This is a genomic window from Streptomyces sp. NPDC055815 (assembly GCF_053616475.1).
The window spans coordinates 168,756-195,069 of sequence record NZ_JBSHDU010000004.1; the positions used below are offsets into that span (position 1 = coordinate 168,756).

A 26,314-nucleotide genomic window follows, 5' to 3' on the forward strand; every position below is an offset into this window, starting at 1 on the left:
ACGGGGGCTCACGCGCTTGCGGGTCAGTGGGCCACGAGAACGGCGGAGAGGGCGAGCGCGCCGGGCAGGGCCTGGGCGAAGAGGATGCGGCGGTTGGCGGTGGCGGCGCCGTAGATCCCGGCGATGACGACACAGGACAGGAAGAAGACCTTGGCGCCGAAGCCGGTGGGGTCGTCGGCGATGAGACCCCAGACGAGACCGGCGGCGATGAATCCGTTGTAGAGCCCCTGGTTGGCGGCCATGGGGGCGGTGGCACGGGCCATCTCGGCATCGAAGCCGGAGAAGCGCCGGCCGGTCGCCTTCTCCCACAGGAACATCTCCATCACCAGGATGTAGGCGTGCAGGAGGGCGATGAGGGCGACGAGGATGTCGGCGGTGAGCGGCATGGGGAGCATTCTGCCTCCGTGCGCGCCGCCGAGCGCACCGGGCTCCACGCGGACCCGCCCGGCACGTTCACCGGGCGTTCCGCTTCAATCGGGCCCATGACTCACGCGCTCGGTCACGTCACCGCGCCCTCCGGCGTGCTGGTCCTCGCGACGGCCGGGGCCGTCGACTCCTGGGCCGGCACCGACCGTCCGCTCTCCGAGCGGGGCCTCGCCGCCGCCCGGGCCGGCGGCGGGCACCGGCACCTTCCCGAGGACGGGGAGCCCGAGGACTGGTTCTGCGAGGCGGTCGCCGTTCCCGCCGCGAGCGACCGGCCCCTTCCCGTACGCGCCGAGGCGGCACCCTCTCCGTTCGACGGCGAGCCGACGGTCTCCGCCCTGGAGGTCGACCTGGGGCTCCCGTGGCCCGTGGAGTACGGCACCGGCCCCGTACACCTCGGCGACCTGCCCGTGGACCGGTGCGGGACGGTCCTCGGTGACGCGCGGGCCCTGGACGGGTTCGTCGGCCTGGAGGGGGACTCCGTGGACGGGCTCGCGGACGTCACGTACTGGGGGCGCCATCAGGACGAGGCCCACGCCGAGTTCGGCGGCGAGCCCGCCCCGTACGGAGGCCCGTACGCGCATCTCGACCTCCCCGTCGCCGACGCCGAGGAGCTCGGCGAGCGGATCACCGCCTGGGTGGAACAAGGACCCGGCAAGGGGCTCATGGTCGCCGTCGAGGAGCACTCCCACCACCACCTGCTCCAGCGCGCGGCCCAGGACCGCCCCCTCCTCGCCGGGGTCCTCGACATCGCCGGCTGCCGGGTCCTCGGCCTCGACTGGGACCCGGGCGACCACTCCGTCCGCCACAACGGCGAACGCTCCTGGAACAAGGTCTACCCGGCCACCCTCGCACCCCACCAGGGCAGCACGGTCCTGCGCTGGACCATCCCGCCGCACACGGCGGAAAAGGAGTCGTCGTGCTGAGCCGGCTCGCGTAGTGTCCCGCGCAAGGGCGGGGCCGTAGCACAGAGGTAGTGCGCCGCGACAGCATCTCGGAGGACGCCGGTTCGAATCCGGCCGCCCCGCCCCCTTTCTCCCCTTCCGGCCCGCACGCCCTCCGGCCCGCGCGGCCACCGCCCTAGTTGAGCAGCGCCCGGGCCGCCTGGGCGCGGCGGCGGATCGTCGTCGCCGACTCCGGATCCACCGCGTCCATGACCTGGGCGTACGCCTCCATCTCCAGCGCGCCCGTGAGGAACTCCCCGCGCTGGACCAGCAGCTCGGCGCGCTCGTAGCGGAGTCTCGCCGGGTGCGAGGGGAGCAGCAGGGCCAGCTCCACGGCACACAGGGCCACGTCGGAGCGTTCGGGGCGGGGGGCCGCCCAGGCGCGGATGTTGTTCAGGATCCGCAGGACGATCGCGCCCGGCTCGGCCGGCCGGAGCATCGAGCGGTCGAGCGCCTCGCCCGTCGCGCTCGCCACCAGGAGCTCGGCGTCCGTGCCCGTCATGGCCCGGCCGCCCGCGAACGGGTCGGCGAGGTTCAGGTCGGCGGGATCGCCGAAGCCGACGACGAAGTGGCCGGGCAGCCCGAGCCCGTACACCGGCGCGCCGGCCCGGCGCGCGACCTCCATCCAGACCACGGAGAGCAGGATGGGCAGGCCACGGCGGCGCCGCAGCACTTCGTGCAGGAGCGAGGACTCCAGGCGCTGGTAGTCGGCGGGTACGCCCTCGAAGCCCTCGTGGCGGCCGAGGAGCGCGGCGAGCTCCACCGCCCAGTCGCCGGTGATCCGGGTCGCGTACGGGACGAGCCCGGCGAGCCGGTCGAGCTCGATCTCGGCCTCGTCGATCTCGCGCCGGGTGACGGTGGGGTCGGCGACGGCCCCGATGAGCAGGCAGAGCCGGGCCAGGTCGGGCCGCTCGGCCCTGGCCTCCTCGGCGAACTCCCGCCGCCAGTCGGACGCCTCTACCGGTGGTTCGTCCTCGCTCACGCCTCCGCCCATCGGTAGTGGTGGTAGTGGTGGTGGGGCGCGAAGCCCATGCCGTCGTACAGCGCCCGCGCGCCGTCGTTGTCCGACTCCACCTGGAGCCAGGCCGCCGACGCGCCCTCGTCGAGCGCCTGCCGGGCGAGCGCCGTCATGACGGACGTCGCCAGGCCCCGGCGCCGCTGTCCGGGGTCGACCTCGACCGCCATGAAGCCGGCCCAGCGGCCGTCGACCACACAGCGTCCGATCGCCGTCGGCACCTCACCCGTGCCCGCGACGGACGCGAACCACACACTCGGACCGGAGGCGAGGACGGACCGCACGGCCGGGCCCGCCTCCTCGTCGCCGGAGAAGCGCTGGTAGCGGCGCAGCCACGGTGCGTCGACCGTCCGGGAGAGGCGTACGGCGGAGACGTCGGCGTCCAGGTCGCCGATCGGGGCGAGTGCCCCGATCCGCACCTCGGCGGAGACCTCGCGCCGCCAGCCGTGCCGGTCGAGGGCGGCGCACAGCAGCTCCTGGGTGCCCTCGGCGCCGGTGGCGGTCTGGATGTACGGGGGAAGCTTCCGGGCCGCGTACCACGCGCGTACGTGCGTCAGGGCCTCGGCGACGGGCATCCCGGGATCGCCGAGCGGCAGGACGGAGTTGGCGCGCCGGGTGAATCCGTCGGCCGCCCGTAGCGTCCACTCGCCGAGGGCCTCGCTCTCGAGCGGCTGCCACGCGCGCGCGGTGGCCCGGGCGAGCTCCGGGAAGGTGGCCGAGGGGCCCCGCCGACGGGCCGGGGCGGCCGGCACGACCTTGCCCGCGACCAGCGCGGATTCCGCGATCCGGACGCTCTCGCCGCTCTTTCGTGTGATCAGCAGCACACCGGTGTCCCATGATGTGAGAACCCCGACCGCGTCGGTGAACTTCTCACCCGGTTCCGCCGAGTCCGTCACGTACCGAACGGAGACACGTTTTCCCACGTCAGCGCTGGTAATTCGCACTTCAAGGCGCCCTCCGCCGGTGATTTCCACAGCTTCTCCGCCCCTCCTGTTCGGATCGCCCTCAAGAACGGAGATACTAGGTGCGGGCATCGACGACGCCGCGCTCCCGCGCAGACCAGCCCTATCGAGGAGGAACGACAGCGTGACCTACGTCATCGCGCAGCCTTGTGTCGACGTCAAGGACAAGGCGTGCATCGAGGAGTGCCCCGTCGACTGCATCTACGAGGGCAAGCGGTCCTTGTACATCCACCCGGACGAATGCGTCGACTGCGGGGCCTGTGAGCCGGTCTGCCCGGTCGAGGCGATCTTCTACGAGGACGACACCCCGGAGGAGTGGAAGGACTACTACAAGGCGAACGTCGAGTTCTTCGACGAGCTCGGTTCGCCCGGTGGTGCCTCCAAGCTCGGCGAGATCGAGCGCGACCACCCCTTCATCGCCGCCCTGCCGCCGCAGAACGGCTGATTCATTCGCCCTCGGTCCCGTACGGCCTCGCCGCTGTACGGGGCCGAAGCGTTTTCCGTACGCACGAGGAAGTGAGCCAACCCGTGAGCGCAGTCTCTTCGCGCCTTCCCGTCTTCCCCTGGGACAAGCTGGAGCCGTACAAGAAGACGGCCGTGGCGCACCCGGACGGAATCGTGGACCTGTCCGTCGGGACGCCCGTGGACCCGGTCCCCGCGCTGATCCAGGAGGCCCTGGTCGCGGCCGCGGACTCGCCGGGCTATCCCACGGTGTGGGGGACGAAGGAGCTGCGGGACGCGCTCACCGGCTGGTGCGGGCGGCGCCTGGGCGCGGTGGACTTCGCCCACGAGAACGTGCTGCCGGTGGTCGGCTCCAAGGAGCTGGTGGCCTGGCTGCCCACGCAGCTGGGGCTCGGCGCCGGTGACGCGGTGGCCTACCCGCGGCTCGCGTACCCGACGTACGAGGTGGGGGCGCGGCTCTGCGGCGCGACGCCCGTCGTCTACGACGACCCGGTGGCGGACCTCGACCCGGCCGCGGTCAAGCTGCTGTGGCTCAACTCCCCGTCCAACCCGACCGGCAAGGTCCTCGCGAAGGACGAGCTGACCCGGATCGTGGCCTGGGCGCGCGAGCACGGCATCCTCGTCTTCTCCGACGAGTGCTACCTGGAGCTGGGCTGGGAGGCCGACCCGGTCTCGGTCCTGCACCCGGACGTCTGCGGCGGTTCGTACGAGGGGATCGTCGCGGTCCACTCGCTGTCCAAGCGCTCCAACCTGGCCGGCTACCGGGCGGCGTTCATCGCGGGCGACGCGGCCGTCCTGGGCGAGCTGCTCCAGATCCGCAAGCACGGCGGCATGATGACGGCGGCGCCGGTGCAGGCGGCGACGGTCGCGGCGCTGGGCGACGACGCGCACGTGGCCGAGCAGCGGGAGCGGTACGCGGCCCGCCGGGCGGCGCTGCGGGCGGCCCTGGAGGCGCACGGCTTCCGGATCGAGCACAGCGAGGCGAGCCTGTACCTGTGGGCGACCCGGGACGAGCCGTGCTGGGAGACGGTGGCGTACCTGGCGGAGAAGGGCGTCCTGGTGGCGCCCGGCGACTTCTACGGCGAGGCGGGGGAGCGGTTCGTGCGAGTGGCGTTCACGGCGACGGACGAGCGGGTCGAGGCCGCGGTCAAGCGCCTGGGCTGAGGGGCGAGCGGGCCGGGGGCCGCGTTCGCGTGCCCGGGCTGACGCGCGTACGCCGGAGGGCCCGGGGAGCAGGTGCTCCCCGGGCCCTCCGTGTGTCGCGGTGCGGGTCAGCCGCCGAGGGGCAGGCCGCCCAGGGTCTGGCCGGTCGGCAGGCCGCCCAGGCCGCCGCCCAGGGCGCCGCCGGTGGGGCCCTCGGCGCTCTCGGCGGCGGCGCCGGCGGTCTGGCCGACGACCTCGCCCGTGCTGCCGGCCGTCTTGCCGACGACCTCCTGCGCGGCGGGGGCGGCGGTCTTGCCGGCGGTGCCGACGGTCTTGCCGGCGGCCGGGACGGCCGTGCCGACGGCCTTGCTGCCGGTCTCGCCGACCACGCCGCCGGCGGTCTGCGAGGCGCTGTCGAGGGCGCTGCCCGCGCCGGCGGCGTCCAGGGCGGTCACGCCGTTGAGGGCCCCGGTCGGCGCGATGCCCTGGTCCAGGGCGCTCGCGGAGCCGGCCGCACCGACCACGGGGGCTGCTCCGGCCGCGACGATGAGGGCGGCACGGGCGATCCGGCGGGTCAGGGAGAGGGACATGGTGCTCCTTCGGCGGAGAGGACGATTACGCGGTGACAACCGGCCCTGGGGCGGGGGAGGTTGCGGCGGCCGAAGGTAAAGAGTTGGTAATGCGTCGTATTGTCGGGTGGGGAGGAAAACGGACGAACGTGTCATTGCGCGAAGCCCTGCCGAACCGTCACTTCCCTTGTGCCGCAAGGGATGCGAGGGGGAGGGGTGACGCCTGGGAAAGACGACGCCACGACCGCGCGAATTTCCTCCGCGCCGCGCCCGCTGCTTGCCACGCCCGAGTGAACCCCCGCACGCCTGCGCGACCGCACGACGAGCCGTACGCGCGCGTTCAGCCGCCCCGGCCGCAGGGTGAGTCACCCGTGGACGGTTCCGTGGCCCCGGACTACGGCGCCAGGCGTACCCGGACCGACGCGCCGCCGCCCGCCGCCGCGCCCGAGGTCTTCGACCAGCCGCCGCCCGCCTCGCCCGCGCGCCAGACCCGGTCGCCGAACGACACCTCCGTGATCCGCAGCTCGTCCGCCCGCGCCACCGACCACTGCGCCAGCTCCCAGCCGCGCTGCTCGTCCGCACCGGTCCCCGGCGCGCCCGCCGCCGCCCGGACCGGCACCACGAGCACCGGCGGCTCCGCAGCCGAACGGCCCGCGCTCGGACCGCCCGTCACCGCCTCGGGCGCCGCCTTCTCGCCGAAGGCCCGCACCAGCTCCCGGCGCACCTGCTCCGGATCGCCCGGCCGGCCCTTCACCTCGCTCGTCGTACAGGTCAGCGCCGCCGGCGACCGGCCCGTCAGCGCCGCCGACAGCAGCGCCGCGTCCGGCTCGTGCTTCGCGTACGCCTGCGGGAAACCGCTCCGCTGCACCTTCTGCGCCGCCACCGTCAGCGGCAGCCGCGAGTACCCCGGGACCTTCTCCAGACCCTCGTAGAACTTCCCCGACGAGTACACCGGGTCCATGATCTGCGCCGCCGTCCCCCAGCCCTGCGAGGGCCGCTGCTGGAAGAGGCCCAGTGAGTCCCGGTCGCCGTGCTCGATGTTCCGCAGCGCCGACTCCTGCAGCGCGGTCGCGAGCGCGATCGTCACCGCCCGCTCCGGCAGCCCCCGCGTGGTGCCCACCGCCGAGATCGTCGCCGCGTTGGACGCCTGCTCCGGGGTGAACTCGTAGCGGTTGTCCCCACTGCCCACACTGCACCGGGGCGCACCCGTGCTCCCCGTCAGCTGGTGGACGGCCACGTACGAGGCGAGGCCGAGGAGCACGGCGAAAGCGGCCGCGGAACGGGCGCGGCGGCCGCGACGGCGGGGGCGGGTGGGCTCGGACACGGGGCCCACCGTACTGGAGGCCGCGTTAGGGTCGGCACATGGCAGACATCACCCCGCTCGACGGCCCCCTCGACCTCTCCCTCGACGGGGCCGCGCTCACCGCCGCCCTCGTCGACTTCCCGTCCGTCAGCGGGACCGAGCGGCCGCTCGCCGACGCGATCGAGGCGGCCCTGCGCGCCCTGCCGCACCTCACCGTCGACCGCTTCGGCAACAACGTCGTCGCCCGCACGAACCTCGGCCGCGGCGAGCGGGTCGTCCTCGCCGGCCACATCGACACCGTGCCGATCGCCGACAACGTGCCCTCGCGCCTCGACGAGGACGGCATCCTCTGGGGCTGCGGCACCTCCGACATGAAGTCCGGGGTCGCCGTCCAGCTGCGGATCGCCGCCACCGTCCCCGAGCCCAACCGCGACCTCACCTTCGTCTTCTACGACAACGAGGAGGTCGCCGCCCACCTCAACGGCCTCGGCAAGATCGCCGACGCCCACCCGGACTGGCTCGCGGGCGACTTCGCCGTCCTCCTGGAGCCCTCCGACGGCCAGGTCGAGGGCGGCTGCCAGGGCACCCTGCGCGTCATCCTGCACACCGCCGGCGAGCGCGCCCACTCCGCGCGCGCGTGGATGGGCTCCAACGCCATCCACACCGCCGCCCCGATCCTCGACCGCCTCGCCGCCTACGAGCCGCGCAAGCCGGTCATCGACGGACTCCAGTACCACGAGGGCCTCAACGCGGTGAAGATCGAGGGCGGCGTCGCCACCAACGTCATCCCCGACGCCTGCGCCGTCACCGTCAACTACCGCTACGCCCCCGACCGCTCCCCGGCCGAGGCGCTGGCGTACGTCCGCGCGTTCTTCGAGGGCGTCGACATCGCCGAGTTCGTCGTCGACGACGAGAGCCCCGGCGCCCTGCCCGGCCTCTCCCACCCCGCGGCCGAGGCCTTCATGAAGGCCGTCGGCGGCAGCGCCCAGCCCAAGTTCGGCTGGACCGACGTCGCCCGCTTCAGCGCCCTCGGCGTGCCCGCGGTGAACTACGGCCCCGGCGACCCGCTGTACGCGCACAAGCGTGACGAGCACGTCCACGTCGACCGCATCCACCACTGCGAGGCGCGGCTCCGCGACTGGCTGACCGCCCGTCTCCCGTAATTTCGGATTTCGTCACCTCTGTGGACCTACCCTGACCCCACCAGAAGATCGTCGGTTCGACGGAGGGAGCAGGCCATGGGTATCCCCGAAGGGGAGATCAAGCCGGAGGAGCAGCGGCTGGGACCGGTGCTCAGGCGCAGGGACCAGGTCCAGCCGGGCACCACGGACCAGAGGCTGCTCGACACCGAGGGCGACTCGGAGTGGGTGCACACGGACCCCTGGCGGGTCATGCGCATCCAGTCCGAGTTCGTCGAGGGCTTCGGCGCCCTCGCCGAACTGCCGAGCGCGATCAGCGTCTTCGGCTCGGCCCGCACGAAGCCGGACTCGCCGGAGTACGAGGCGGGCGTACGGATCGGCCGGGCGCTCGTCGAGGCCGGATTCGCGGTCATCACGGGCGGCGGCCCGGGCGCCATGGAGGCGGCCAACAAGGGGGCCAGGGAGGCCAAGGGCGTCTCGGTGGGCCTCGGCATCGAGCTCCCCTTCGAGCAGGGGCTCAACCCGCACGTCGACATCGGCGTGAACTTCCGCTACTTCTTCGTCCGCAAGACGATGTTCGTGAAGTACGCGCAGGGCTTCGTCGTCCTGCCCGGCGGCCTCGGCACCCTCGACGAGCTCTTCGAGGCCCTGACCCTGGTCCAGACCCGCAAGGTCACCCGCTTCCCGATCGTCCTCTTCGGCACGGAGTACTGGAAGGGCCTGGTCGACTGGCTCCGCGACTCGGTCGTCGCGGGCGGCAAGGCGAGCGAACGCGACCTGCTCCTCTTCCACGTCACGGACGACGTGGAAGAGGCGGTCGCGCTCGTCACCAAGGAGGTCGGCCGCTAGACGCGCGTCAGCACGGTGGCCCGGCTACGCCAGCCCGCGCCGGGCCACCGCCGGCTCCCGGTGACCGGCGATGGACGCCACCATGTCCAGGACCTGACGCGTCTCGGCGACCTCGTGCACCCGGTACACCTGTGCACCCAGCCACGCGGAGACGGCCGTCGTGGCCAGCGTCCCGAGGACCCGCTCCTTGACCGGCCGGTCGAGCGTCTCGCCCACGAAGTCCTTGTTGGACAGGGACACGAGCACCGGCCAGCCCGTGGACGCCATCTCCCCGAGCCGCCGCGTCGCCTCCAGGCTGTGCCGTGTGTTCTTCCCGAAGTCGTGACCGGGATCGATCATGATCCCGTCCCGCCGCACGCCCAGCGCGACCGCGCGCTCCGCGAGCCCCACCGTGACCCGCAGGATGTCGGCCATCACGTCCTCGTACTCCACCCGGTGCGGCCGCGTCCGCGGCTCCGCGCCGCCCGCGTGGGTGCAGACCAGCCCCGCGCCGTACTTCGCGGCGACCTCCGCGAGCCGCGGGTCGACCCCGCCCCACGCGTCGTTCAGGACGTCGGCCCCGGCCTCGCAGACCGCCTCGCCGACGTCCGCCCGCCAGGTGTCGACGCTGATCACCACGTCGGGATGGCGCCTGCGGACCTCGGCGACGAATCCGACCGTGCGCCGCGCCTCCTCCTCGGCCGTCACCTCCTCGCCGGGGCCCGCCTTCACCCCGCCGATGTCGATGATCGCCGCCCCCTCCGCCACGGCCTGCTCGACCCGGGCGAGCGCGGGCTCGTCCCGGAACGTCGCGCCCTGGTCGTAGAAGGAGTCCGGGGTCCGGTTCACGATCGCCATGATCACCGGCTCGTGCGGCCCGAATTCACGCCGTCCCAAGCGCAGCATCCCTTTTGTCCTCCCTCGCGTCCGTTCGCCTGCGACCCTAACCGTCGGTGGCGCATGGCACGATCGGCACGGGACGTTTTCCACTCCGGGGAGAGGCGCGCAGTGTTCTGGTTTCTGCTCATCACGATGGTCGTGGTCGTGGCCGCGGTGACCCTCGCCGTGGTCGGCGGCGGCGACAGCGAGGTGCTGCCCGAAGTGGCGCCCGAGCAGCTCGTCGACCCGCTTCCGGCCGCGCGCCCGGTGGACCGCGCCGACGTCGAGGCGCTCCGCCTTCCCGTCGCCGCCCGCGGCTACCGCATGGCCGACGTGGACGACGTCCTCGTCCGCCTGGGCGCCGAGCTCGCCGAGCGCGACGCGCGGATCGCCGAGTTGGAGGCGGCGCTCGCGGGCGCCGGACGCGCCGGTGACACGGGCACGGAGGGCGGCGGGCAGTGACGGGCGAGGCGATCCCGGGGCCCGACGGGCGGCTGCGCTGCCCCTGGGGCCTGTCGACCGAGGACTACGTCACGTACCACGACGAGGAGTGGGGCCGCCCGGTCCACGGCGACGACGCGCTGTTCGAGCGGCTCTGCCTGGAGGCCTTCCAGTCGGGCCTGTCGTGGATCACGATCCTGCGCCGCCGGGAGGGCTTCCGGAAGGCGTTCTCCGGCTTCCGGATCGCCGACGTGGCCCGCTTCACGGACGCCGACCGCGAGCGGCTCCTCGCCGACGAGGGCATCATCCGCAACCGCGCCAAGGTCGACGCGACCCTGGCGAACGCGAAGCTGCTCGCCGACTGGTCCCCGGGCGAGCTCGACAGTCTGATCTGGTCCCACGCCCCGGACCCGGCGACCCGCCCGGTCCCGCGCACTCTGGCCGAGGTCCCGGCGGTCACCGACGAGTCGACGGCGCTCTCCAAGGCCCTCAAGAAGCGCGGGCTCCGCTTCATCGGCCCGACCACGGCCTACGCCCTGATGCAGGCCTGCGGCCTGGTCGACGACCATCTGGCGGGATGCGTGGCCCGGGGCGAATGACCCCGGGCCACGGCACCCGTCAGAAGGAGTGGACGTTGTCCGCGGGGTCGTACATGGTGACGTACTCCGGGGCGCCGATGCCGCCGCGCCCGTTGCCCGGGTAGACGTGCAGGTCCCAGAAGTTGATCGTCCGCATGAGATCGGACTTGCCGTCTCCGGTCACGTCGCCGACGGCGATGACCGGCTCGTTCAGCGGCCAGGCGTACGGCAGCTTGACGCGGCTGCCGAACGCGCCGCGGCCGTTGCCCGGGTAGAGCCAGAGCCCGCGCCCGCCGTCGCGCGCGACGAGGTCGGACTTGCCGTCTCCCGTCATGTCGCCGGGGGCGGCGAGCGTGTTCATCACGTTCCAGCCGGCGCCGGACTTCTTCCGGGCGCCGAACCAGCCGTGGCCGTTGCCCGGGTACGTCCAGAGGACTCCGGCGGTGTCCCGCGCGACCAGGTCGCGCCGGCCGTCGCCGGTGAGGTCGCCGACCGCCTCGATCTCCTTCATGGTGTTCCAGCCGGCGCCGACCTTCAGGCGCGGCTTGAACCAGCCGTAGCCGTTGCCCGGGTAGAACCAGAGCACACCGGACTTGTCGCGGGCGTAGACGTCCTCGTTGTTGTCGCCGTTGTAGTCACCGTGCCGGACGAGCGTGGTCATGCCGTTCCAGCCGCTGCCGACCAGCAGGCCCTTGGTGTTCAGGTTGGCGTCCAGTACGCCGTTGAGGAACCACAGCCGGCCGTCGTCGGCCCGCTCCAGGAGGTCGGGGCGGGAGTCGTTGTTCAGATCGCCGAAGCGCGCGGCGGCCGGCAGGCCGCTCGGACGCTTCTCCGTCGCCCAGTAGATCCACGGAACGCCCTGGGTCGCCTCGTAGCTGGTGGTGGCCACGCGGATGGAGCTGATCTTGTTGTCGAGCTGGCCCATGACGGAGCCGTCGAAGCTGATGGCGCCGTTGTGCGGGTCCGAGTGCAGCGAGTCGGCGCCGGTGAAGCCGGGGTCGCTCCAGAGGACGGCGTACAGGTTGGAGTTGTTGACCATGGACGACGTCTTGTCGTTCCAGGTCCCCAGGGTGGACTGACTGGACGTGATGATCTTCATCTCGCCCTGGTACTCGCGGTACTGGAAGAGGCACAGGCGGCCCGCGGGGCAGCGCTCCGAGCCCGCCGCCGCGGGCGGGGCGGCGGTCATCAGCGTCGCAAGGGAGGCCGCCGTGGTCACGGCGGCGGCCAGGGCGCGGCGGCCCCGGACGGTGCGGATCATGAGTCGGAATCCGTTCACGAAGAGGGTCAGAAGACGAAGTGCGTGCCGCGGACCCGGCCGAGCTCGCGGGGCGCCTGGAGGTGCCCGTCGGCGGTGCCGGGGTAGACGCGGAGCTGGTAGTGGCCCTCCCAGGACTCGGTGCCCCGGGCGTGCGCGACCAGGTCGGGGCGGCCGTCGCCGGTGACGTCGCCGAGGCCGGCGAGTTCCTTGTGGCCGTTCCAGCCGCCGCTGCCGATGAGGGTGCGGGTGGAGAAGCCGCCGCGGCCGTTGCCCGGGTAGAGCCAGAGCTTGCCCGCCGTGTCGCGGGCGACCAGGTCGGCCTTCTTGTCGGAGTTCATGTCGCCGGCGCCGACCAGCTCGTTCATGGCCTTCCAGCCAGTGCCGGCCTTCTTGCGGGCGCCGAACCAGCCGTGGCCGTTGCCGGGGTACGTCCACAGGACGCCGTCGCTGTCGGAGGCGAGCAGGTCGGCCCTGCCGTCGCCGGTCAGGTCGCCGGTGGCCGCCAGGTTCCGCATGGTGTTCCAGCCCGAGCCGACCTTCAGGCGGGGCTTGAACCAGCCCTTGCCGTTGCCCGGGTAGAACCAGAGGACTCCGGACCTGTCGCGGGTGAAGACGTCCTCGTTGAGGTCGCCGTCGTAGTCCCCGTGCCGGACCAGCGTGGACATCGCCCCCCAGCCGCTGCCGATGAGCAGCGGCGAGCCGGTGCTGCTGAAGCCGTGGCCCGTCCACAGCTGGCCGATCACGTTGCGGCCGAGGACGTCGGTGTACCCGTCCCGGTCGATGTCGCCGAAGGCCCCGGTCGCGGGCAGCGTCGCCGGCCGGTGCTTCACGTCGTACAGCATCGGGTAGCGGCTCTCGGAGCCGCAGAAGTCGTCCGCCTCGGGACCGAGGTCGATGGAGCTGACCGTCCTGTCGAGCCCGGGATAGGCGCTCTCGTCGAAGGACTCCGAGGTGTAGAAGTGCATGGAGCCCTCGGGGTCGAGGCCGGGCTTCGGGTAGAAGCAGACCGCGTCGCTCGCGGAGGTGTTCACGATGAACGACCGGATGCGGTTGTCCCAGGCCCCGAGCGAGGCCATCGGCCCGGCGAGGACCAGCATGTCCCCCTGGTACAGCGGCTGGCTGAAGACGCAGATCCGGCCGGTGGGACACCGCGCCCAGCCGTCGGTGGCCTGCGCCGGCGAGGACAGGGCGGTGGCGGACAGGCCGAGGGCCACACCCGCCGTGAGCGCGCCGCGAAGAAGGCGCGCGGAAGGAGAAGGACGCACGGAACCCCCCAGGTATGTGCGTACGAATGGTGAGCGGATCCTATAGACCCGCCCACCGCCCGTACGAACGGGTTCCGCCCGAGGTCAGCGGCCCAGGTACGCCGGCTTCTCCTTGGCGATGAACGCGCGGACCGCGATCGTGTGGTCCTCCGAGGCGCCCGCCAGGGTCTGGAGCTCCTCCTCCTTGCCGAGTGCCTCGGTGAGGGAGTGGTCGGCGCCGTAGGCGAGGGACTCCTTCAGGGCCGCGTACGCCACCGTCGGGCCCGCCGCGAGGGTGCGGGCCACCTTCTCCGCCTCGGCGGCCAGGTCCGCGGCCGGGACCAGCCGGTTCACGATGCCGAGCTCGTACGCCTCCTGGGCGCCGATCGAGCGCGGGAAGAGCAGCAGGTCGGAGGCCCGGCTCGCGCCGATCAGCCGGGGCAGCGTCCAAGACACGCCCGAGTCGGCGGTGAGCGCGACCCCCGCGAAGGAGGTGTTGAAGGACGCGGTGTCCGCGACCACCCGGTAGTCCGCGGCGAGCGCGAAGCCGAAGCCGGCCCCGGCGGCGACGCCGTTCACGCCCGCGACGACCGGCTTGCGCATGCCGGTGAGCGCGCGCACGATCGGGTTGTAGTGGTCACGGACCGTGTTCATCGTCTCGCTCGTGCCGGACTCCCGGTCCGACATGAGCAGCCCGACGTGCTCCTTCAGGTCCTGGCCCACGCAGAACGCCCGGTCGCCGGCCGCCGTGAGCAGCACCGCCCGTACGGCCGGATCGGCCGCGGCCGTCTCCGCGGCGTCCCGGAGGGCGACTTTCGCCGCCACGTTCATCGCGTTCATGGCCTCGGGCCGGTTGAGCGTGATGGTGGCGAGCCCGTCGCTCACCTCGTACAGCACCGTGTCGGCCATCGGGTTCCCTTCGCCTCATTGCGTGGTTGACCAGCCCAGCATGGCGGAGATCACCCGTGCCGCCCATGTGAGCTGCGTCAAAGATTTGGAGGGGGTCCGTCCGACGTCGAGCGGCGAAGTATCGCAGGCCGATCCCCGAAATGTGGGGTTTTGCGGGAGCGCGTTGCGCAAGCGATGCCGATCGATGTTGGTCATCGGGTCCTGCCATGCGGGATAATGACCTGGAAGCAATGTGTTCGAAGCCGGTGACGCGTGCTCCACATCAAGGAGCTGCCCGGCTGACAATGAGCTGGTTTCAGGAAGGGGAACAAGCATGGCGGCCATGAAGCCGCGGACGGGTGACGGCCCGCTCGAGGTGACCAAGGAGGGGCGGGGCATCGTCATGCGCGTTCCGCTCGAAGGCGGCGGTCGGCTTGTCGTCGAGCTGACCCCGGACGAGGCCGAGGCACTGGGCGACGCCCTCAAGAAGGTCGTCGGCTGACCCTCTTCTCCACGTTTTCCCCCGCTGCCCCGGTACGGTCCGCCGTCCCGGGGCAGCGGTGTCTCCAAGGCCGGCGCATCCCGGCGAGCGGTGTCTCCGGGCCGGTGCCCCCGGGGTCGGGCGGGCGGTCAGCCCCGTCGTACGGCGCAGAGCAGGCCGTCGCCCACCGGCAGCAGCGAGGGGATGAGCTCCTGGCTCTCCCGCACCGCGCGCAGCAGCTCCCGGATCCGCTGGACCTCCGCCGGCTGGGCCCCCGAATCGACCGTGCGGCCGTCCGCGAAGACCCCCTCGAAGCAGACCAGACCCCCCGGTCGCAGCAGGCGCAACGATTCAGCGAGGTAGTCCAGGTACTCAAGCCGGTCGCCGTCGCAGAACACGAGGTCGTACCCGCCGTCCGCGAGCCGGGGCAGCACGTCCAGGGCACGGCCGGGGATGAAACGCGCCCGGTTGCCCGCGAAGCCCGCCGCCCGGAACGCCGTCTTGGCCAGCTGCTGCCGCTCCGGCTGGAGGTCCACCGTCGTCAGGACGCCGTCCGGCCGCATCCCGAGCAGCAGATAGATGCCCGACACGCCCGTGCCGGTGCCGATCTCCGCCACCGCCTTGGCGTCCGCCGTCGCGGCGAGCAGGCGCAGCGCCCCACCGGTGCCCGGCGACACCGAGGGCAGCCCTGCCTCCCGGGCCCGCTCACGGGCCCAGCGCAGAGCTTCGTCCTCGGCGACGAAGGCGTCGGCGAACGACCAGCTCGTCTGCCGGTTGGCGGTAATGGCCCTCTCCTGTCCCCGTAGTTGACGCAACGGTGACTGTATCCGCTGTCAGTGGGAACCCGCAGATGGGACCGGGCGTTCACCAGGGGAAGGACGCGACCGAGGCAGCCGGGCGAGCCGGCCCCAAATTCGCGTAAAGATTCTTATCCGGAGCTAACGGGCGAGGTGGCTATGGTAGGGGCTCCACTGGACACCACCAGAGCCGACAGGGGAGGTGCGGCTGCGCCTGTGGATCGGGGAGGAGTGCTTCGGCGTCTTCTCAGGTCGGCGGGTGAGCCGAAATCCGTGACCGACACCGCTGACCGTTTCCGCACCACCGACTCCGCTCCCACCACCGCGACCTTCGCATCGGATGCGGAATCGCAGGCGTGGACCCCTCCCACCTGGGAGGAGATCGTCAGCACGCACAGTGGCCGGGTCTACCGCCTCGCCTACCGCCTGACGGGCAACCAGCACGACGCCGAGGACCTGACCCAGGAGGTCTTCGTCCGCGTCTTCCGCTCGCTGTCGACGTACACCCCGGGCACCTTCGAGGGCTGGCTGCACCGCATCACCACCAACCTGTTCCTCGACATGGTCCGCCGCAAGCAGCGCATCCGTTTCGACGCGCTCGCCGACGACGCGGCCGAGCGGCTTCCCAGCCGCGAGCCCTCGCCGCAGCAGGCGTTCAACGACACGCACTTCGACGCCGACGTGCAGCAGGCCCTGGACACCCTCGCGCCCGAGTTCCGCGCGGCCGTCGTCCTCTGCGACATCGAGGGCCTCTCGTACGAGGAGATCGCCGCGACCCTCGGCGTGAAGCTCGGCACCGTCCGCAGCCGCATCCACCGCGGCCGCTCCCACCTGCGCAAGGCGCTCAAGCACCGCTCGCCCGAGGCCCGGGCGGAGCGTGCCCTCGCCTCCGTCGGATGGGAGGCAGGGACAGCGTGAGCGGCACACGTCCCACGTCACCGACCCCCGCGGAGCACCACCTCGGGGACCGGCTGGCCGCGCTCGTCGACGGCGAACTCGGCCACGACGCCCGCGAGCGGGTCCTCGCCCACCTCGCGACCTGCGCCCGCTGCAAGGCCGAGGCCGACGCCCAGCGCACGCTGAAGAGCGTCTTCGCCTCGGCGGCTCCGCCACCGCCCTCCGAGGGCCTCCTCGCCCGGCTCCAGGGCCTCCCCGGGGGACCCGGCGAGCCGGGAGGACCCGGCGGACCGCGCGGGCCCCTCGAAGAGCTCTTCGGCGCGGGCGGCGTGAAGTCCGACGGCTTCGCCACCGCCGCCGTCGTCACCCCGCACCCCGGCACCCCCGGGGCCGGTTTCCGCATCCACGAGGTCGGCCACCGCCGCTCCGGACCGGCCGGGCGGGGCCGGCGCTTCGCCTTCGCGGCGGCCGGCGCCGTCTCGTTCGCGGCGATCGCCCTCGGCGGCACCCTGCCCCTCGAAGCCTCGGTGAGCGCGAGCGCGCGCGGCCCCCAGGGCAGCGGCAGCGCCGTCACCCCGCTGCGGGCCACCGCGACCGGGGGCGGCACGGGCACGGCGATCGGCCGGGGCACCCGCTCCGGCGAGCGTCCGGGCGCCCAGTCCGTCGACGGGGCCGAGCCGCTCGCCGGGGTCACCCCGGCCGCGGTCCCGCAGGGGCCGGTCGTGGCCACGGGCCAGGGCACGGTTCCGTCGGGCGCGGTCCCGCCGGACGCGGTGCGCTCGGCCGCCGCGCCGCTGGTGGCCGTACGGCTCCGGAACCAGGCCCCGCAGTCGCTGCTCGCCCTCTCGCCGTTCATACGACCGACGACTCCGGCCCTCCAGCTGGCCTTCGCCCCCGGGCCCAGCCCGATGGCCAGCCCGACGACCGAGCCGCTCGGCTCCCCCCGCTGACCCGCGACCTGGTTGAATCCAGGGGGCAGGGCGCCCGACCCAGGGGCGCGGACGGGTCAGCGGTTGCGGGGAGAGCATGAACAACGGGAAGCCGAACTGGTGGAGCCGGCCTTCGACCACACCGGAGGCGGCGCGGATACCCACGCCGCCGCCGGCGGACGAAGCCGACGGCGACTTCCCCCTGCCCGCACCCCAGCCGAACCCGGACCAGGGCCAGGAACAGGCGGGCCCGACGCGGGCGAGTGAGCCCGTGTCCGCGCCCGCACCGGCGGCCGCCGCGCCGACGGGAGAGCCCGCGCCGGTGGCGACGCCCGCGCCTACGGGCGAGCCCGAGCAGGCCGCCGCACCCCCCGTGGAGCCTCCGGTAGCGGCGCCCGCACCCGCCGTGGAGCCTCCGGTGGCCGCGCCCGCGCCGGTCGTCGAGCTGACGAAGTCCGCTCCCGCCGCTGAGCCCCTGGCCCCCGAACCCGAGCCCCTCCCCGTACCCCCGGCGGAGCCGGCTCGGCAGCCCCTCCACGTGCCCGACGAGTACCGGACGCCGCCCTACGGTGAGCCCGGGCCGTGGGCGCCCGCGCCGCCCGTGCAGCGGCCGCCCGCCGCCGTACCGCCGCAGGCGCATCACCAGCCGCAGCCCCAGACGACTCCCTGGGTGCAGTACGACCCCTGGGCGGCCGCCGGGGCCTGCGTCCCGCCGCAGCCCGCGAAGAAGTCCCGCAAGGGCCTCGCGGTCGCCGGCGCGCTCGTCTTCGCCCTCGTCACCGGCGTCATCGGCGGCGGCATCGGCGCGTACGTCGAGCGGAACGGCGGGATCACCACCGTCGAGCTCCCGCAGGCCGAGGCCGGGGACACCGACCGCGCTCCCGACAGCGTCGCGGGGATCGCCGCCAGCGCCCTGCCCGGCGTCGTCACCCTGCACGTCAAGGGCAACGGATCCTCCGGCACCGGCACCGGGTTCGTCCTCGACACCAAGGGCCACATCCTCACCAACAACCACGTCGTCGACGGCGCCGCTTCCTCCGGGGACATCTCGGTGACCTTCTCCAGCGGTGAGACGGCCCGCGCCAGGCTCATCGGCAAGGACACCGGCTACGACCTGGCCGTCGTCCAGGTCACCGGCGTCTCCGGCCTCAAGCCGCTGCCGCTTGGCAACTCCGACAACGTCCGCGTCGGCGACCCCGTCGTCGCCATCGGTGCCCCCTTCGACCTCTCCAACACCGTCACCTCCGGCATCATCAGCGCCAAGGAGCGCCCGATCACCGCCGGCGGCGAGAAGGGCGACGGCAGCGACATCAGCTACGTCGACGCGCTCCAGACCGACGCCCCCATCAACCCCGGCAACTCCGGCGGCCCGCTGCTCGACTCCAAGGCCCGGGTCATCGGCATCAACAGCGCCATCCGCGCCGCCGGCGACGGCGAGAGCGGCAGCGGCGGCCAGGCCGGCTCCATCGGCCTCGGCTTCGCGATACCGATCAACCAGGGCAAGCGCGTCGCCGAGGAGCTCATCAACACCGGCAAGGCCACCCACCCCGTCATCGGTGTGAGCCTCGACATGCAGTTCCAGGGCGACGGCGCCCGCGTCGGCGAGAAGGGCAAGGACGGCTCCGCGTCCGTCACCGCCGGCGGCCCGGCCGCCAAGGCGGGACTCCGGCCCGGGGACGTCATCACCAAGGTCGACGGCCAGCGCGTGCACAACGGCGAGGAGCTCATCGTGAAGATCCGCGCCCACCGCCCCGGCGACAAGCTGGAGCTCACCCTGACCCGTAACGGCAAAGAGCTGACAAAGACGTTGACGCTCGGGTCCTCCCAGGGCACCTGAGCGCCATGTGGCGGACGCCCCGAGGTACCCGTCGGACAGTTTCGGCGGGTACCGTGGACCGGGCCCTGGACCGGCGTGAAGGAGCTACTAGGTGTTCAGCGACATAGGCGCACTCGAGCTGGTGACGCTCGTGGTCCTCGCCGTGCTCGTCTTCGGGCCGGACAAGCTCCCGAAGGTGATCCAGGACGTCTCGCGCTTCATCCGGAAGGTCCGCGAGTTCTCCGACAGCGCGAAGCAGGACATCCGCAGTGAGCTGGGCCCGGAGTTCAAGGACTTCGAGTTCGAGGACCTCAACCCCAAGACGTTCCTCCGCAAGCAGCTGGAGGGCAACGAGGACCTCAAGGAGCTCAAGGAGCTGCGCGGCACGTTCGACCTCAAGAAGGAGATGAACGAGGTCGCCGACGCCGTCCACGGCCGGGAGACCCCGTCCGCGCCCGCTCCGGCGGCGGTCAACGGCTCTCCGGACCTGCTGAAGAAGCAGGACAAGCCGGACACCGGTGAGCGTCCTCCGTACGACTCCGACGCCACCTGACGACGGCCTGTCACCGACTCGCTCCTCAGCGGTGGCTATCCTCCCTCTGTTGACGCAACGAGGAGGCGGCCGGAATGAAGACGACGAGTCGGGTGGAAGCCGATGGCTTTCTGCGCGCACCCTTCGCCTGGTACGGGCTCGACGAGGCGTTCACCGGCCCGCGCCGGCTGATGCAGATCGGTACGGCCGCGGACGGTACCGTCCAGCACGGCTCGATGGGCCACGGTGACGAGCCGTCGATAAAGTCCGAGGCCGGCGGCGCGGAGAAGGAGCGCTTCGCCGTCGTCGTGACGGTCGCGGCGAACCCCGTGCGGCGCACCGGGGACGGTACGGGTGTCCTCGACGCCACCACGGTCTCCTCGGCCGCCTGGCTGGCCGGCTCCGGGCTCCTCGCCCACACCTGGCCCGCCTCGCTCGACCACGCGCTGCGGGACCACTGGCTGGACCAGCAGACGGAGACGGCCTTCGAGCTCGCCGACGACCTGGACGGCCCCGCGTGGTCGCCCCTGTCGCTGCCGGTGGACGGGGTGCCGGTGCCGTTCCACTACCGGGAGACCGAGTTCGGCTGGGTCCTCGCGGGCTCCGCGGGGGACGTGCACATCGGGGCGTACGGGCGGGGGATGAGCGCGTACGGCTTGGGGTTCTCGCGCGTGAAGGACCTCGGCGCGTACGCCTGACGGCATGACGAAGGGGCACCCCGGATCGGGGTGCCCCTTCACGCTGCGCGGGCCGTGCCGGCCGGTGAGCGGGTTGTGCCCACCCGTTCCGCCCCTGCGGAACGCCTGCCCACAACCCGCTAGAACTTGTTGCGCGGCGTGATGCCCAGGCTCATGCCCGAGAGGCCGCGCTGGCGGCCGCCGAGCTTGCCGGCGATGGCGCGGAGGGCCGCGCCCGCCGGGGAGTCGGGGTCGGACAGGACGACCGGCTTGCCGTCGTCGCCGCCCTCGCGCAGGCGCACGTCGATCGGGATCGAGCCGAGGACCGGGACCGTCGCGCCCGTGGTCTGCGTCAGGCCGTCCGCGACCTTCTGGCCGCCGCCCGTGCCGAACACGTCGACCATCTCGTCGCAGTGCGGGCACGGCAGGCCCGCCATGTTCTCGACGACGCCGACGATCTTCTGGTGGGTCTGGACGGCGATCGAGCCGGCCCGCTCGGCGACCTCGGCCGCCGCCTGCTGCGGGGTGGTGACGACCAGGATCTCCGCGTTCGGGACGAGCTGCGCGACCGAGATCGCGATGTCGCCGGTGCCCGGGGGCAGGTCGAGCAGGAGGACGTCCAGGTCACCCCAGTACACGTCCGCGAGGAACTGCTGGAGCGCGCGGTGCAGCATCGGTCCGCGCCACACCACGGGCGCGTTGCCCGGGGTGAACATGCCGATGGAGATGACCTTCACGCCGTTCGCGGACGGCGGCATGATCATGTTCTCGACCTGGGTCGGACGGCCGTCCGCGCCCAGCATCCGCGGCACGCTGTGGCCGTAGATGTCGGCGTCGACGACACCGACCTTCAGCCCGTCGGCGGCCATCGCCGCGGCCAGGTTCACGGTCACGGAGGACTTGCCGACGCCGCCCTTGCCGGACGCCACCGCGTACACCCGGGTCAGCGAGCCCGGCTTCGCGAAGGGGACCTCGCGCTCCGCGCTCGTGCCGCGCAGCGCCGCCGCCAGCTCCTTGCGCTGCTCGTCGCTCATCACGTCCAGCGAGACGTCGACGGAGGTGACGCCCTCGACCCGGGAGACGGCCTCGGTCACGCGCTGCGTGATGGTGTCGCGCATCGGGCAGCCGGAGACCGTCAGGTAGACCGTGACGGCGACCTTCCCGTCCGGTTCGATCTCCACCGACTTGACCATGCCGAGCTCAGTGATCGGCTTGTTGATCTCAGGGTCGTTCACCGTCGCCAGTGCTTCGAGCACCGCGTCTTCCGTAGCCATACCGACGATGGTACGGCGCCGACCACGGGCCCATGAAAGGGCTGTCAACGGTCGGGTACGTCACTTCCGCGCTCGTCGCCCGACGGGAATAGATCCCGGCGCTCCTCCAGCTCCTTGATCAGGTCCTGGAGCTCCGAGCGGATCCAGTCGCGGGTGGCGACCTCGCCGAGGCCCATCCGCAGCGCCGCGATCTCCCGGGTCAGGTACTCGGTGTCCGCGATCGACCGCTCGTTCTGCTTCCGGTCCTGTTCGAGGTTGACCCGGTCCCGGTCGTCCTGCCGGTTCTGCGCGAGCAGGATCAGCGGCGCCGCGTACGAGGCCTGCAGGGACAGCGCGAGCGTCAGGAAGATGAAGGGGTACTCGTCGAACTTCAGCGACCCCGGCGCGAAGATGTTCCACAGCACCCAGACGACGATCGTCAGGGTCATCCAGACCAGGAAGCGGCCCGTCCCCAGGAAGCGGGCGATCCGCTCCGAGAGCCGCCCGAAGGCCTCGGGGTCGTACTCCGGAAGCAGCCGGGACCGACGCTCGCGCGGCAGGTCGAGCCGGATGCGGGGCACGGAGCGCTCGCGCTCCCGGTCCTGCGTGCGCTCAGCGGCCATGCCCGGCCCCCTCCTCGTGGAACTCGGTCTCCCGCCAGTCGTCCGGCAGCAGGTGGTCGAGCACGTCGTCGACGGTGACCGCGCCGAGCAGCGAGCCGCTCTCGTCGACCACGGGCGCGGCGACCATGTTGTACGCGGCGAGATAGCTGGTCACGGCCGGCAGCGGGGTGTCCGGGCCGAGCGGCGGCAGATCGCTGTCCACGAGCGAGCTGACCAGCGTGAACGGCGGATCGCGAAGGAGCCGCTGGAAGTGCACCATGCCCAGGTACTTCCCGGTCGGCGTCTCGTCCGGCGGCCGGCACACGTACACCTGCGCGGCCAGCGCCGGCGACAGGTCCTGCTGGCGGACCCGGGCCAGGGCGTCCGCGACGGTGGCGTCCGGGCGCAGCACGATCGGCTCGGTCGTCATCAGACCGCCCGCCGTGCGCTCCTCGTACGCCAGGAGCCGGCGCACATCGGCCGCGTCGTCCGGCTGCATCAGGGTGAGCAGCCGCTCCTGGTCCTCCTCGGGCAGCTCGGACAGCAGGTCGGCCGCGTCGTCCGGGTCCATCGCCTCCAGGACGTCGGCGGCCCGCTCCTCCTTCAGCTTGCCGAGGATCTCGACCTGGTCGTCCTCGGGCAGCTCCTCGAGGACGTCGGCGAGCCGGTCGTCGTCGAGGGCGGCGGCGACCTCGGCGCGCCGCTTGGGGGAGAGGTGGTGCAGGGCGTTGGCGAGGTCGGCGGGGCGCAGCTTCTCGAAGGTGGCGAGCAGGCTCTCGGCGCCCTGGCCGTGCTCCTCCAGGGAGAAGCCGGTGACGGCCGACCACTCGACGGTCAGCGTCTCGCCCTTGCGGCTCAGGACCCCGCCCTTGCCCTTGCGGACGAAGACCCGGTCGATCTCCCAGTCGCGGCGGGCGGGCAGCTGCTGGATCGAGACGTCGAGGACGGTGACCTCCTCGCCCGACTCCACCAGGGTGACGCGCCGGTCGAGGAGCTCGCCGAGGACGAGCCGCTCGGTGGGCCGCCGCTCGAAGCGCCGCATGTTGACCACGCCGGTGGTGATGACCTGGCCGGAGGCGAGGCCGGTGATCCGGGTCATGGGGACGAAGACCCGGCGCCGGCTGAGCACCTCCACGACCATGCCGAGCAGCCGGGGCGGCCGGCGGCCGACGCGGAGCATGGCGACGAGGTCGCTGACGCGGCCGACCTGGTCGCCGACGGGGTCGAAGACCGGGACTCCGGCGAGATGGGAGACGAAGATCCGGGGGGCGCCTGCCGCCATGCCACGCGCCTCCTCGGTGCCGCACGATTCGAGTCGTCGATGCGTCTCGGCGTAGAGCTTTGCCGGTGATTGCAGAGCTTTGCCTGGTTCAGGCTAGCCCGTGCCGTTCCGCCCCGCCCCGGCAGAGACTCCGTACGGCTGCCTGCGGGGCCCGTCACCTGGCCCGGGTACGCTGCCGGTCTGCCGTTCCCCCCATCGGCCCCGGCACCGGACCCGTCTCCTCCGCCCGGCCGGAACGCGGCCGCCCGCGGCAACCCGTACGGGCCGTGCCCGTCGCCCCCCACGACAACGAGAGGTAGCGCAGATGACCGTTCGTACCCCGTCATCGCGTATCCGCAGGGCCGTCACGCCCCTGGCGCTCTGCGCCGGACTGACGGTGGGACTCACGGCCTGCGCCGCCGATCCTGACGAGGGGACGAACGGGGTGGGGAGACTCTCCGCACCCGAGATCGAGCAGAAGGCGCAGTCGGCGGCGGACTCGGCGAAGGCCGTACGGCTCTCCGGCACCCTGGTCAGCAAGGGCGGCACCTTCAAGCTGGACATGCGCCTCAGGCAGAACGGCGCGACCGGCTCGGTGACGACGAAGAACAGCACCTTCGAGCTGCTGCGGGTCGGCGACGCGCTCTATCTGAAGGCCGACGCGGGCTTCTGGGCCCACGACGAGAAGGAAGGCGACACGCCGTCCGAGGCGGACTCCGAGGCCGCCGACACGCTCGACGACAAGTACGTGAAGGTCCCGCAGGGCGACCCCTCGTACAAGCAGCTGCGCGGCTTCACCGACATGGGGCCGCTCCTCGACGGCCTCATCGGCCTGCACGGCGAGGTCGTCAAGGGCGACCGGGACCAGATCGGCGGGGTCCGCACGGTCAAGGTCAAGGGCGGCGCCGACGGCGAGGGCGGCACGCTCGACGTGTCCCTGGACGGCCTGCCGTACCCGGTGCAGTTCGCGCGCGGCGGGGGAGCGGGGGTCGTGGTGCTCTCCGAGTGGAACAAGGACTTCCCGCTCGCGGAGCCGTCGAAGGAGGAGACCCTCGACTACGGCAAGCAGCTGCCCCGCACGTAGGGCCTGACGCTCCCGGCGGAGCAGCTGCCCCGGAGCCAGGGCGGGCCGCTCACGACGGAGCAGCTGCCCCGGAGCCAGGGCGGGCCGCTCACGACGGAGCAGCTGCCCGAGGGCCGGCGCCTGGCGCTCCCGGCGGAGCAGCTGCCCCGCACCTGGCTAGCGCTTCTTCTTGCGGAACAGCAGCTTCGGGAGGCCCGCCGGGATCGGCCGGCGGGTGTTCGCCGAGGTCGGCAGCGGTACGGCGGCCAGGGAGCCGTCCGGGAGCTCGGTGGTCGAGGCGCGGGGGTCGAGCCGTACGATCCGGCACTCGCGCGCCCAGCGCCCCGGCATGGCCTCGCCGTCGGGGGCGTTGAGCCGCTTGCCCTTCAGCTCGGCGACCGCCGCCTCCCACTCCTCCGTACCGGGGGAGAGTTCGCGGACATCGGCGGTCCAGGCGACGAGCCGGCCGCCCTTGTCCTTGCTGCGGACGGTCACCTCGGCCGTACCGCCGTCGACCAGGCCCGGCAGCGGCTGCTCGCCGGGGCCGTCGCCGACGACGTGCGCGGCGCCGTCGTGCCAGACGTGCCAGAGCGCGCGGGCGGGTCCGGTGCCGCGCACCCACACGAGGCCGGACTTCTTGGTGGCCTCCTCGACGAGGGCGGGCCCGAGCAGCTCTTCTGTCATGGCCCGAAGCCTATCTACAGCCAGCCGTTGCGCTTGAGGGTGCGGTGGATGGTGAAGCAGACCGCGATGATGCCGGTGAGGACCATCGGGTAGCCGTACTTCCAGTGCAGTTCCGGCATGTGGTCGAAGTTCATGCCGTACACGCCGCAGACCGCCGTGGGGACGGCGACGATCGCCGCCCACGAGGTGATCTTGCGCATGTCCTCGTTCTGCGCGACGGTCGCCTGCGCCAGGTTGGCCTGGAGGATCGAGTTGAGGAGCTCGTCGAAGCCGACGACCTGCTCCTGGACGCGGGCGAGGTGGTCGGCGACGTCCCGGAAGTACTTCTGGATGTCGGGGTCGACGAGCCGCATCGGCCGCTCGGAGAGCAGCTGCATCGGGCGGAGCAGCGGCGTGACGGCCCGCTTGAACTCCAGTACCTCGCGCTTGAGCTGGTAGATCCGGCCGGTGTCCGTGCCGCGCGTGGAGCCCTTCGCGGCCGGCGAGAAGACGTCGATCTCCAGCTGGTCGATGTCCAGCTCGACGGCGTCGGCGACCGCGATGTACCCGTCGACGACGTGGTCGGCGATGGCGTGCAGGACGGCCGAGGGGCCCTTGGCGAGGAGCTCCGGCTCGCCCTGGAGGCGGTGGCGGAGGTTGCGCAGGGAGCCCTGGCCGCCGTGCCGGACGGTGATGACGAAGTCGGGGCCGGTGAAGACCATGACCTCGCCGGTCTCGACGACCTCGCTGGTCGCGGTGAGTTCGGCGTGCTCGACGTAGTGGATCGTCTTGAAGACGGTGAAGAGGGTGTCGTCGTACCGCTCCAGCTTGGGCCGCTGGTGGGCGTGGACGGCGTCCTCGACGGCCAGCGGGTGCAGCCCGAACTCGGCGGCGATACCGGCGAATTCGGCCTCGGTCGGCTCGTGGAGGCCGATCCAGGCGAAGCCGCCGCTCTCCCGCACCTGGCGCATCGCGCCGCGCGGGGTGAGGCAGGCGCGGTCGTCGATCCGGCGCCCGTCGCGGTAGACGGCGCAGTCGACCACGGCGCTGGAGGCCGAGTGGTCGCGGGTGGGGTCGTACGAGGTGTACGTGGTGGGGGTCTTGCGCAGGGTGTGCCGGAAGCTCGGGCGGACGGCGGCGGTGAGGTCACGGATCATCGACATGGGCGTGCTCCTTCACGGATCGGCCGTCGGCGCGGAGCGTGGCACAGCCCGGAATGGGGACGGAGAGGTACGTCGTCCACAAAGCGGGCGGCACCGAAGGA

At 72.6% G+C, this 26,314-nt stretch carries 29 protein-coding genes and 1 tRNA gene; 15 read left to right on the top strand and 15 right to left on the bottom strand.

Annotated features, from left to right (window positions below; genetic code table 11):
- Positions 1-23: 23 nt before the first annotated feature.
- Positions 24-386 (bottom strand): DUF1304 domain-containing protein, encoded by a 363-nt coding sequence (locus ACWGN5_RS05005; RefSeq protein ID WP_453511361.1) that lies wholly within the window; start codon positions 384-386, stop codon positions 24-26.
- Positions 387-482: 96 nt separating this feature from the next.
- Here ACWGN5_RS05005 and ACWGN5_RS05010 point away from each other — a divergent pair, with 96 nt between their 5' ends.
- Together ACWGN5_RS05010 and ACWGN5_RS05015 are read left to right on the top strand one after the other, a co-directional pair.
- Positions 483-1,349: a hypothetical protein gene (locus ACWGN5_RS05010; RefSeq protein WP_453511362.1), complete on the top strand. Its 867-nt coding sequence runs from the start codon at positions 483-485 to the stop codon at positions 1,347-1,349.
- Between the two features lie 28 nt (positions 1,350-1,377).
- A tRNA-Leu gene (locus ACWGN5_RS05015) sits at positions 1,378-1,452 on the top strand.
- A 51-nt stretch (positions 1,453-1,503) separates the two neighbouring features.
- On the opposite strand, the gene ACWGN5_RS05020 is transcribed toward ACWGN5_RS05015, so the two are convergent.
- Both ACWGN5_RS05020 and ACWGN5_RS05025 read right to left on the bottom strand, forming a co-directional pair.
- Positions 1,504-2,361 (bottom strand): transglutaminase family protein, encoded by an 858-nt coding sequence (locus tag ACWGN5_RS05020; protein WP_453511364.1) that lies wholly within the window; start codon positions 2,359-2,361, stop codon positions 1,504-1,506.
- The gene (locus ACWGN5_RS05025; protein WP_453511366.1) at positions 2,346-3,356 is read right to left on the bottom strand and encodes a GNAT family N-acetyltransferase; all 1,011 of its coding nucleotides are present in this window, start codon (positions 3,354-3,356) and stop codon (positions 2,346-2,348) included. The genes ACWGN5_RS05020 and ACWGN5_RS05025 overlap by 16 nt, the downstream gene beginning before the upstream one ends.
- Before the next feature lie 112 nt (positions 3,357-3,468).
- Between ACWGN5_RS05025 and fdxA the strand changes: the two genes are divergently transcribed.
- A complete protein-coding gene (gene fdxA / locus ACWGN5_RS05030; protein ID WP_015035968.1) occupies positions 3,469-3,789 on the top strand; it encodes a ferredoxin in 321 nt (106 codons plus the stop codon).
- Positions 3,790-3,872: 83 nt separating this feature from the next.
- A complete protein-coding gene (dapC, locus tag ACWGN5_RS05035) occupies positions 3,873-4,970 on the top strand; it encodes a succinyldiaminopimelate transaminase (protein ID WP_453511368.1) in 1,098 nt (365 codons plus the stop codon).
- A gap of 107 nt (positions 4,971-5,077) precedes the next feature.
- Here dapC and ACWGN5_RS05040 read toward each other — a convergent pair whose 3' ends face one another.
- A complete protein-coding gene (locus ACWGN5_RS05040; protein WP_453511370.1) occupies positions 5,078-5,539 on the bottom strand; it encodes an ATP-binding protein in 462 nt (153 codons plus the stop codon).
- 373 nt (positions 5,540-5,912) lie between these two features.
- Positions 5,913-6,851, bottom strand: a complete 939-nt coding sequence (locus ACWGN5_RS05045; protein ID WP_453511372.1) for a hypothetical protein — start codon at positions 6,849-6,851, stop codon at positions 5,913-5,915.
- 29 nt (positions 6,852-6,880) lie between these two features.
- Here ACWGN5_RS05045 and dapE point away from each other — a divergent pair, with 29 nt between their 5' ends.
- Both dapE and ACWGN5_RS05055 read left to right on the top strand, forming a co-directional pair.
- Positions 6,881-7,984 carry a succinyl-diaminopimelate desuccinylase gene (dapE, locus tag ACWGN5_RS05050; RefSeq protein WP_453511374.1) on the top strand — a complete coding sequence of 368 codons (1,104 nt, stop codon included), beginning with the start codon at positions 6,881-6,883 and terminating at the stop codon, positions 7,982-7,984.
- 75 nt (positions 7,985-8,059) lie between these two features.
- Entirely contained in the window at positions 8,060-8,809 is a 750-nt protein-coding gene (locus ACWGN5_RS05055) for an LOG family protein (protein WP_453511375.1), read from the top strand.
- Between the two features lie 24 nt (positions 8,810-8,833).
- Here the strand turns inward: ACWGN5_RS05055 and folP are convergent, their stop codons facing one another.
- Positions 8,834-9,694: a dihydropteroate synthase gene (gene folP, locus ACWGN5_RS05060; protein ID WP_453511377.1), complete on the bottom strand. Its 861-nt coding sequence runs from the start codon at positions 9,692-9,694 to the stop codon at positions 8,834-8,836.
- A gap of 102 nt (positions 9,695-9,796) precedes the next feature.
- Between folP and ACWGN5_RS05065 the strand changes: the two genes are divergently transcribed.
- Positions 9,797-10,129, top strand: a complete 333-nt coding sequence (locus ACWGN5_RS05065; RefSeq protein WP_453511379.1) for a hypothetical protein — start codon at positions 9,797-9,799, stop codon at positions 10,127-10,129.
- Positions 10,126-10,707: a DNA-3-methyladenine glycosylase I gene (locus ACWGN5_RS05070; RefSeq protein WP_453511381.1), complete on the top strand. Its 582-nt coding sequence runs from the start codon at positions 10,126-10,128 to the stop codon at positions 10,705-10,707. The genes ACWGN5_RS05065 and ACWGN5_RS05070 overlap by 4 nt, the downstream gene beginning before the upstream one ends.
- Before the next feature lie 19 nt (positions 10,708-10,726).
- On the opposite strand, the gene ACWGN5_RS05075 is transcribed toward ACWGN5_RS05070, so the two are convergent.
- The 3 genes from ACWGN5_RS05075 to chcB all read right to left on the bottom strand — a co-directional run bounded on the left by ACWGN5_RS05075 (position 10,727) and on the right by chcB (position 14,100).
- Positions 10,727-11,947, bottom strand: coding sequence for an FG-GAP-like repeat-containing protein (locus tag ACWGN5_RS05075; protein ID WP_453511383.1), 1,221 nt, complete (start codon positions 11,945-11,947; stop codon positions 10,727-10,729).
- 26 nt (positions 11,948-11,973) lie between these two features.
- On the bottom strand, positions 11,974-13,212 hold the full coding sequence (locus ACWGN5_RS05080; RefSeq protein ID WP_453511385.1) for an FG-GAP-like repeat-containing protein: 1,239 nt from the start codon (positions 13,210-13,212) through the stop codon (positions 11,974-11,976).
- 84 nt (positions 13,213-13,296) lie between these two features.
- On the bottom strand, positions 13,297-14,100 hold the full coding sequence (gene chcB / locus ACWGN5_RS05085; RefSeq protein ID WP_369146350.1) for a 2-cyclohexenylcarbonyl CoA isomerase: 804 nt from the start codon (positions 14,098-14,100) through the stop codon (positions 13,297-13,299).
- A 313-nt stretch (positions 14,101-14,413) separates the two neighbouring features.
- Here chcB and ACWGN5_RS05090 point away from each other — a divergent pair, with 313 nt between their 5' ends.
- Complete coding sequence (locus tag ACWGN5_RS05090) at positions 14,414-14,581, top strand: DUF3117 domain-containing protein (protein ID WP_009997451.1); 168 nt, start codon at positions 14,414-14,416, stop codon at positions 14,579-14,581.
- Between the two features lie 128 nt (positions 14,582-14,709).
- Here the strand turns inward: ACWGN5_RS05090 and ACWGN5_RS05095 are convergent, their stop codons facing one another.
- Positions 14,710-15,375 carry an O-methyltransferase gene (locus ACWGN5_RS05095; RefSeq protein ID WP_352016704.1) on the bottom strand — a complete coding sequence of 222 codons (666 nt, stop codon included), beginning with the start codon at positions 15,373-15,375 and terminating at the stop codon, positions 14,710-14,712.
- A 141-nt stretch (positions 15,376-15,516) separates the two neighbouring features.
- On the opposite strand from ACWGN5_RS05095, the gene sigE reads away from it, so the two are divergent.
- From sigE to ACWGN5_RS05120, 5 genes are all read left to right on the top strand, one after another.
- Positions 15,517-16,275 carry an RNA polymerase sigma factor SigE gene (sigE, locus tag ACWGN5_RS05100; protein ID WP_078908486.1) on the top strand — a complete coding sequence of 253 codons (759 nt, stop codon included), beginning with the start codon at positions 15,517-15,519 and terminating at the stop codon, positions 16,273-16,275.
- Complete coding sequence (locus ACWGN5_RS05105; RefSeq protein WP_453511388.1) at positions 16,272-17,204, top strand: anti-sigma factor family protein; 933 nt, start codon at positions 16,272-16,274, stop codon at positions 17,202-17,204. The genes sigE and ACWGN5_RS05105 overlap by 4 nt, the downstream gene beginning before the upstream one ends.
- 76 nt (positions 17,205-17,280) lie before the next feature.
- Positions 17,281-19,020, top strand: coding sequence for a S1C family serine protease (locus ACWGN5_RS05110; RefSeq protein ID WP_453511390.1), 1,740 nt, complete (start codon positions 17,281-17,283; stop codon positions 19,018-19,020).
- A 91-nt stretch (positions 19,021-19,111) separates the two neighbouring features.
- Positions 19,112-19,552: a sec-independent translocase gene (locus ACWGN5_RS05115; RefSeq protein WP_453511392.1), complete on the top strand. Its 441-nt coding sequence runs from the start codon at positions 19,112-19,114 to the stop codon at positions 19,550-19,552.
- Between the two features lie 74 nt (positions 19,553-19,626).
- Positions 19,627-20,229, top strand: coding sequence for a hypothetical protein (locus tag ACWGN5_RS05120; protein WP_453511394.1), 603 nt, complete (start codon positions 19,627-19,629; stop codon positions 20,227-20,229).
- A gap of 119 nt (positions 20,230-20,348) precedes the next feature.
- Here the strand turns inward: ACWGN5_RS05120 and ACWGN5_RS05125 are convergent, their stop codons facing one another.
- From ACWGN5_RS05125 to ACWGN5_RS05135, 3 genes are read right to left on the bottom strand one after another with little or no spacing between them, the layout of a single operon-like run.
- Complete coding sequence (locus ACWGN5_RS05125; protein ID WP_369146358.1) at positions 20,349-21,482, bottom strand: Mrp/NBP35 family ATP-binding protein; 1,134 nt, start codon at positions 21,480-21,482, stop codon at positions 20,349-20,351.
- Positions 21,483-21,526: 44 nt separating this feature from the next.
- A complete protein-coding gene (locus ACWGN5_RS05130) occupies positions 21,527-22,084 on the bottom strand; it encodes a DUF1003 domain-containing protein (RefSeq protein WP_453511396.1) in 558 nt (185 codons plus the stop codon).
- The gene (locus tag ACWGN5_RS05135) at positions 22,074-23,345 is read right to left on the bottom strand and encodes a magnesium transporter MgtE N-terminal domain-containing protein (RefSeq protein ID WP_453511398.1); all 1,272 of its coding nucleotides are present in this window, start codon (positions 23,343-23,345) and stop codon (positions 22,074-22,076) included. The genes ACWGN5_RS05130 and ACWGN5_RS05135 overlap by 11 nt, the downstream gene beginning before the upstream one ends.
- Before the next feature lie 304 nt (positions 23,346-23,649).
- On the opposite strand from ACWGN5_RS05135, the gene ACWGN5_RS05140 reads away from it, so the two are divergent.
- Entirely contained in the window at positions 23,650-24,408 is a 759-nt protein-coding gene (locus tag ACWGN5_RS05140) for a hypothetical protein (RefSeq protein WP_453511399.1), read from the top strand.
- Positions 24,409-24,564: 156 nt separating this feature from the next.
- Here ACWGN5_RS05140 and ACWGN5_RS05145 read toward each other — a convergent pair whose 3' ends face one another.
- Together ACWGN5_RS05145 and ACWGN5_RS05150 are read right to left on the bottom strand one after the other, a co-directional pair.
- A complete protein-coding gene (locus ACWGN5_RS05145) occupies positions 24,565-25,071 on the bottom strand; it encodes a hypothetical protein (RefSeq protein ID WP_453511401.1) in 507 nt (168 codons plus the stop codon).
- Between the two features lie 14 nt (positions 25,072-25,085).
- Positions 25,086-26,213, bottom strand: a complete 1,128-nt coding sequence (locus tag ACWGN5_RS05150; RefSeq protein WP_453511403.1) for a magnesium and cobalt transport protein CorA — start codon at positions 26,211-26,213, stop codon at positions 25,086-25,088.
- Positions 26,214-26,314: the final 101 nt, after the last annotated feature.

Bases quoted from the DNA above. Each gene is read 5' to 3' on its own strand.
- ACWGN5_RS05010 (WP_453511362.1), top strand. From the start codon at position 483: ATGACTCACGCGCTCGGTCACGTCACCGCGCCCTCCGGCGTGCTGGTC.
- ACWGN5_RS05090 (WP_009997451.1), top strand. From the start codon at position 14,414: ATGGCGGCCATGAAGCCGCGGACGGGTGACGGCCCGCTCGAGGTGACC.
- ACWGN5_RS05150 (WP_453511403.1), bottom strand. From the start codon at position 26,213: ATGTCGATGATCCGTGACCTCACCGCCGCCGTCCGCCCGAGCTTCCGG.
- ACWGN5_RS05040 (WP_453511370.1), bottom strand. From the start codon at position 5,539: ATGTCCCTCTCCCTGACCCGCCGGATCGCCCGTGCCGCCCTCATCGTC.
- ACWGN5_RS05140 (WP_453511399.1), top strand. From the start codon at position 23,650: ATGACCGTTCGTACCCCGTCATCGCGTATCCGCAGGGCCGTCACGCCC.
- sigE (WP_078908486.1), top strand. From the start codon at position 15,517: ATGGTAGGGGCTCCACTGGACACCACCAGAGCCGACAGGGGAGGTGCG.
- ACWGN5_RS05120 (WP_453511394.1), top strand. From the start codon at position 19,627: ATGAAGACGACGAGTCGGGTGGAAGCCGATGGCTTTCTGCGCGCACCC.
- ACWGN5_RS05110 (WP_453511390.1), top strand. From the start codon at position 17,281: ATGAACAACGGGAAGCCGAACTGGTGGAGCCGGCCTTCGACCACACCG.
- ACWGN5_RS05130 (WP_453511396.1), bottom strand. From the start codon at position 22,084: ATGGCCGCTGAGCGCACGCAGGACCGGGAGCGCGAGCGCTCCGTGCCC.
- folP (WP_453511377.1), bottom strand. From the start codon at position 9,694: ATGCTGCGCTTGGGACGGCGTGAATTCGGGCCGCACGAGCCGGTGATC.
- ACWGN5_RS05075 (WP_453511383.1), bottom strand. From the start codon at position 11,947: ATGATCCGCACCGTCCGGGGCCGCCGCGCCCTGGCCGCCGCCGTGACC.
- ACWGN5_RS05005 (WP_453511361.1), bottom strand. From the start codon at position 386: ATGCCGCTCACCGCCGACATCCTCGTCGCCCTCATCGCCCTCCTGCAC.
- ACWGN5_RS05135 (WP_453511398.1), bottom strand. From the start codon at position 23,345: ATGGCGGCAGGCGCCCCCCGGATCTTCGTCTCCCATCTCGCCGGAGTC.
- ACWGN5_RS05145 (WP_453511401.1), bottom strand. From the start codon at position 25,071: ATGACAGAAGAGCTGCTCGGGCCCGCCCTCGTCGAGGAGGCCACCAAG.
- ACWGN5_RS05055 (WP_453511375.1), top strand. From the start codon at position 8,060: ATGGGTATCCCCGAAGGGGAGATCAAGCCGGAGGAGCAGCGGCTGGGA.
- ACWGN5_RS05020 (WP_453511364.1), bottom strand. From the start codon at position 2,361: ATGGGCGGAGGCGTGAGCGAGGACGAACCACCGGTAGAGGCGTCCGAC.
- chcB (WP_369146350.1), bottom strand. From the start codon at position 14,100: ATGGCCGACACGGTGCTGTACGAGGTGAGCGACGGGCTCGCCACCATC.
- dapE (WP_453511374.1), top strand. From the start codon at position 6,881: ATGGCAGACATCACCCCGCTCGACGGCCCCCTCGACCTCTCCCTCGAC.
- ACWGN5_RS05125 (WP_369146358.1), bottom strand. From the start codon at position 21,482: ATGGCTACGGAAGACGCGGTGCTCGAAGCACTGGCGACGGTGAACGAC.